The 5,206-nt window shown below is 36.4% G+C and carries 6 protein-coding genes; 5 read left to right on the plus strand and 1 reads right to left on the minus strand.

Annotated features, from left to right (window positions below; genetic code table 11):
* Window positions 1–151: 151 nt before the first annotated feature.
* From FJR09_RS06010 to rfbB, 5 genes are all read left to right on the plus strand, one after another.
* Window positions 152–475 (plus strand): phasin family protein, encoded by a 324-nt coding sequence (locus tag FJR09_RS06010; RefSeq protein ID WP_015081007.1) that lies wholly within the window; start codon window positions 152–154, stop codon window positions 473–475.
* Window positions 476–553: 78 nt separating this feature from the next.
* Window positions 554–1,072 carry an FKBP-type peptidyl-prolyl cis-trans isomerase gene (locus tag FJR09_RS06015; protein WP_235081861.1) on the plus strand — a complete coding sequence of 173 codons (519 nt, stop codon included), beginning with the start codon at window positions 554–556 and terminating at the stop codon, window positions 1,070–1,072.
* A 128-nt stretch (window positions 1,073–1,200) separates the two neighbouring features.
* Complete coding sequence (locus tag FJR09_RS06020; RefSeq protein WP_015081005.1) at window positions 1,201–1,839, plus strand: DUF6391 domain-containing protein; 639 nt, start codon at window positions 1,201–1,203, stop codon at window positions 1,837–1,839.
* Between the two features lie 104 nt (window positions 1,840–1,943).
* On the plus strand, window positions 1,944–2,945 hold the full coding sequence (locus tag FJR09_RS06025; RefSeq protein WP_015081004.1) for a glycosyltransferase: 1,002 nt from the start codon (window positions 1,944–1,946) through the stop codon (window positions 2,943–2,945).
* Window positions 2,946–2,951: 6 nt separating this feature from the next.
* A complete protein-coding gene (gene rfbB / locus FJR09_RS06030; protein WP_015081003.1) occupies window positions 2,952–3,974 on the plus strand; it encodes a dTDP-glucose 4,6-dehydratase in 1,023 nt (340 codons plus the stop codon).
* A 36-nt stretch (window positions 3,975–4,010) separates the two neighbouring features.
* On the opposite strand, the gene FJR09_RS06035 is transcribed toward rfbB, so the two are convergent.
* Window positions 4,011–4,922, minus strand: a complete 912-nt coding sequence (locus FJR09_RS06035) for an indole-3-glycerol phosphate synthase TrpC (protein WP_305727983.1) — start codon at window positions 4,920–4,922, stop codon at window positions 4,011–4,013.
* Window positions 4,923–5,206 lie beyond the last annotated feature (284 nt).

The following is a 5,206-nucleotide window of genomic DNA, read 5'->3' on the forward strand; positions in this document are numbered from 1 at the left end:
AGAGGAGGTAGGGGAGGTAGGGGAGGTAGGGGAGGTAGGGGAGGTAGGGGAGGTAGGAATAAGATTTTTCCGACTGACAACTGACAACTGACAACTGACAAAATAAATGTGTAGGCTAGAATTACGAAGCTTTTAGTCAGAGGAAGGGAGTATGGATAGTAACAATTGGTTGCAACAGTTAATGATGTTGGGTATTGGCACAACTTCTTTAGTTGCAGACAAACTGAAAGAAGTCAGTGATGAACTGGTTAAAGACGGTAAACTCAATCCTGAGCAAGCTAAGGCGGTAATGGATGATCTTGTTACCCAATTACAGTCTGAACAAGGTAATTGGGATGAGCAAATGCACCGACAAATGCGGAATATGATGCAGGACTTGGGAGTTGCCCGTCAGTCAGAAGTAGATGAATTACGGGGAAGAATTGACCGTTTAGAGCGTCAGGTTCGGGATTTGGAAAATAAGCTGTGGCGCTAAACGGTCATTTCTGATTTAAACTAATTTGTGTTCTATCGGTAATCTGATCATCAGTAATTAAAACAGAGAGGGCTGATTTTGAAAGGAATTTTCCTCAGCGTGGTGTTAATGCTGGTATGTGTTGGTGTTTTAGTATTTACCCAAATTAGTGGTCAAAAAGATACTGCAATCGGTAATTCTTCCCCAACACAACCAACCACCACTGTCACTCAAGAAAACAATACTCTAATCAAGAGCAATACTATGTCTGAAGCTAAAGTTGTTACTACCGACTCTGGATTAAAATATGTGGAACTAGTCGAGGGAACGGGCGCAATTCCCCAAACTGGCCAAACCGTTGAGGTTCACTATATCGGTACTTTAGAAGATGGGACTAAATTTGATAGTTCGCGCGATCGCGGTAAACCCTTTAGCTTTAAAATTGGTGTAGGACAAGTAATTAAAGGTTGGGACGAAGGCGTAATCACTATGAAAGTAGGTGGCCGTCGCCAATTAATTATCCCTGAACAATTAGGTTATGGTGCCCGTGGTGCTGGTGGTGTGATTCCCCCCTACTCTACTTTAATTTTTGATGTGGAATTGTTAGGCATTAAATAGGTAGATAGACACAATATATAAGATTGGCGGACAGGATGCCCACCCCACAAAAGTTATATATTTATTGTGGGGTCGGCTTCTAGCCCGCCATAGTCCTGGTTAAAAAACATATATTACCGTGAGGTTTTATGAATACTGCTTATTTGGACGAATCATCTTCCTTTAGCTTTGACTTTCTTGCACCTCACCCCAGCCAAGATGCTGATTTACTCCAACAGCTATCTTTTATTCCTGGGTTGAAAGAAATTCTCATGTTACGTCAAGTTCACGCTCTAGAACACGCTACGGTTTGGGTATTAGGGGACAATAAAAAACCCTATTCACCACCAGGAACAAGCACTAATACGCAATTAGATGATGAATTATTAGGTGGTTTGTCTACCGAACAGGGATTTTTTCTATATGGTGATGTGAATATTAATGATTTGCGCCGCGCGGTAACATTAGCTAAACATCGTCTTACCAGTGGAGAATGGGATTTAGCTATACATCCCCGTTGTGGCACAAATGTATCTGTGGCTATGTTATTAACTGCTGGACTATCGGTAACTGTACCTTTTATGTTGCCGTTTCGACCAATTGAACAACTTATTGGCTTAGGTTTAGCAGCAATGGCCGCAGCGGGAATTGCACCGGATTTAGGAATGCTCACTCAGCGTTATATTACAACTTCTATCCCTTTTAATTTGGCTGTTGAAAATATTACTATTGCTCGTGATTTTTGGGGAAAGGAAAGTCATTTTGTTAAGGTATCTTGGGAAAAATAGGAGTTAATAAATCAGGAGTTAATAAATCAGGAGTTAATGAACCACAAAGGAACGAAGAACACGAAGGAAGAAGAAAGAAGGAAGAAAATTTAATATTTAGTATTATGAAAAAGCTTTACTTTTTAGTTCCGGGGACAGATGGTAAATTTGCTTGTGGTGGTCTTTGGGCGGAGTTGAAAACGGTTACTTTAGCTCAACAGATTTGTGCTGCTGAAGTAGTTACTTATCGTCAGCGGGAATCAGGTAAATTGTTTTTAGACGATTTATTGCGAGAGGAAAATTTAGATGATGTAATTTTTGTGATTAGTTGGGGATTTGATGTTGGTAAACTTGCATCTAAATTGCAAAAATATCATGTAATTTATCATGCTCACAGTGCAGGTTATAAGATTAATTTACCATCAAGTATTCCCATAATTACAGTTAGCAGAAATTCTCTAGGTTATTGGGGACAACAAGCACCAAATTCTCTAATTTATTATTTACCTAATCAAATTAGTCAGGAATTTACTAATTTACATCAAAATCGAGATATTGATGTTTTAGTTCAAACGCGGAAATCCTCAGAATATTTAATTAAGTCATTAATTCCAGCTTTAGAAAAAAAATGTAAGGTGTTGGTTATTGATAGTTATGTAGAAGATTTACCAGCTTTATTTAATCGCACTAAAGTTTATCTTTATGATTCGGCAGAATATTGGAAATTACAAGGAGTTAGCGAAGGATTTGGTTTACAACCAATGGAAGCATTAGCTTGTGGTTGTCAGGTGTTTTCTAGTGTCAATGGGGGATTATCTGATTATTTAGATCCAGGATTTAATTGTTATAAAATCGCTGGTTATGCTTTGGAATATGACGTAGATAGAATTTTGAAAGTTTTAGCATCTTCTACATCATTGACTTTATCTGAAAATGTATTAGCAGAATATAGAACTGAGAATATTATCCAACGCTTGCGGGTAATTTTAACAGAAATTAATGATTTCTTTACTCATGAAAATAATTACTCAAATCCAATTGCCAATTTGACAAAAATCCGGTTAGCAAAATTGTTTATACAGAGAATTTTTGGTAAAATTAAAAAGAAATATTTACAAAGTAATTAAGGAATCATGAATAGACGATTATTGGTGACAGGGGGAGCTGGGTTTATTGGAGCGAATTTTGTCCATCATTGGTGTCAAGCTTATCCAAATGATAAATTAGTGGTATTGGATGCTCTTACCTATGCTGGAAATCGCCATAATTTAGCATCAGTTGCAGAAAGAGAGAATTTCCGGTTTGTCCAAGGGGATATATGCGATCGCTCTTTAGTTGATAAATTACTCTTAGCAGAAAATATAGATACTATAGCCCATTTTGCCGCCGAATCTCACGTTGATCGGTCAATTACTGGACCTGCTGCATTTGTCCAAACTAATGTAGTAGGAACTTTTACTCTTTTAGAAGCTTTTCGTCAACATTGGGAAGCAAAAACACAACCTGATAATTACCTATTTCTTCATGTTTCTACAGATGAAGTTTATGGTAGTCTCACTGCAGATGAACCAGCGTTTTCAGAAACTACAGCTTATAGTCCCAATAGTCCTTATTCAGCCTCAAAAGCTGGGAGTGATCATTTAGTTCGGGCTTATTATCATACTTATAAATTACCGACAATTATCACTAATTGCTCTAATAATTATGGTGCTTTTCAATTTCCCGAAAAGCTAATTCCTTTGATGTGTATTAATATTTTAACTGGTAAAGAATTACCTATTTATGGTGATGGAAAAAATGTTCGAGATTGGTTATATGTAGTTGATCACTGTCGGGCTTTAGATGTGGTAATCCATCAAGGAAAACCAGGAGAAAATTATAATATTGGTGGTAATAACGAAGTTGAAAATATCAGTCTGGTACAAAGTTTATGTGAAATCATGAATGAATTAGCACCAGATTTACCAGTATATCCAGCGGAAAAATTAATTACTTTTGTGAAGGATAGACCTGGACATGATCGAAGATATGCTATTAATGCCAACAAGCTAAAAACAGAATTTGGTTGGACTCCATCCGTGACAATTAATGAAGGGTTACGTTTAACTGTAGAATGGTATCTGAATAATCATGATTGGTGGAAACCTTTGTTATGAGAAATTCGTCAATTACTAGCCAATCCTTAATTCTTCTTAATAATGAATAGGAAATTTGGATTGGAGTAAATTTCTGACAGCTACTTCTAAATCATTTTCTTTAAGCAAAGATTCTCCCATAATCACTGTTTGGACACCAGCTTCAGCAACAAAGGATAAATCATCAGGGGTTTCTATTCCTGATTCACTGATGACTAAAATTCCTAGGTTTTGAAGTTGCGATCGCCTAGCTGCCAATAATTCCTGAGTAGTGTTAATATTGATATTAAAATCACTTAAACTCTGGTTATCAATGGAAACTATCCTGACATCTTCTAATGCGAGAACCCTATCCAAATCATTTAAGTTATGAACTTGGATAACAGCATTCATCCCTAAGTAGTGAATCACTCGTAAGAAGTTTTGTAATTGCTTATCTGTCAGAATAGCAGCAATTAATAATATTGCATCTGCACCAGCGGAACGGGCTAAATAAATTTGGCAAGGATCAATGATAAAATCTTTGCAAAGTAGAGGTATTCCTACGCGATATCTGATAGCACGAAGATGATCAAACCCACCATGAAAAAACTTTTGATCAGTGACAACAGATACACAAGATGCTCCTCCTTTTTTATAAGCCTGAGCAATAGTAACTGGATCAAAATCTGGTCTAATTACACTATGATAAAGTGATGCTTTTTTCACTTCTGCAATTAAACTAGGTTTATAAATACTCAACTGCAAAGCCGTAAAAAAGTCCCGGACAGTAGGAGCAGCAGTTAACTGACGTTGCAAGGAAGCCCAAGACATATCTTTTTGTATTTGTGCAACTTCTAGTTTTTTCTGCCACACAATTTCTTGAATAATTGCTTGCATTTGATGATTATAACTTGTGGTTGGGTAGATCATAAAATCGGCATGATAGTCATAAATTTTTATTGATGAATCTTCACCTTTCCTTCTTATTTTTCAGAAAAAATTCTCACAAATCCATGTTTAAAACGCAACTACTTTAATTTCAAATCAAACCTGTCAACTTTGCTGATAGGTGGTTAATTTTGCTGAGAATTACCAAGCAAGCAGTTAGTTTTAAGTAATCTGATATAAGTACGATAGGGGATATAGTCAGGGGAAACGCATCTAATTTTTTTTGACAAAATGTAACTTCTATGAATAGATAAAAAGGGCAGTATTACCATGTTAATATCAAGCCAATAAATGAGTATGAAGAAAATTTGATGGTAAATTCG

This window comes from Dolichospermum sp. UHCC 0406 (genome assembly GCF_009712025.1).
Taxonomy (GTDB): domain Bacteria; phylum Cyanobacteriota; class Cyanobacteriia; order Cyanobacteriales; family Nostocaceae; genus Dolichospermum; species Dolichospermum lemmermannii.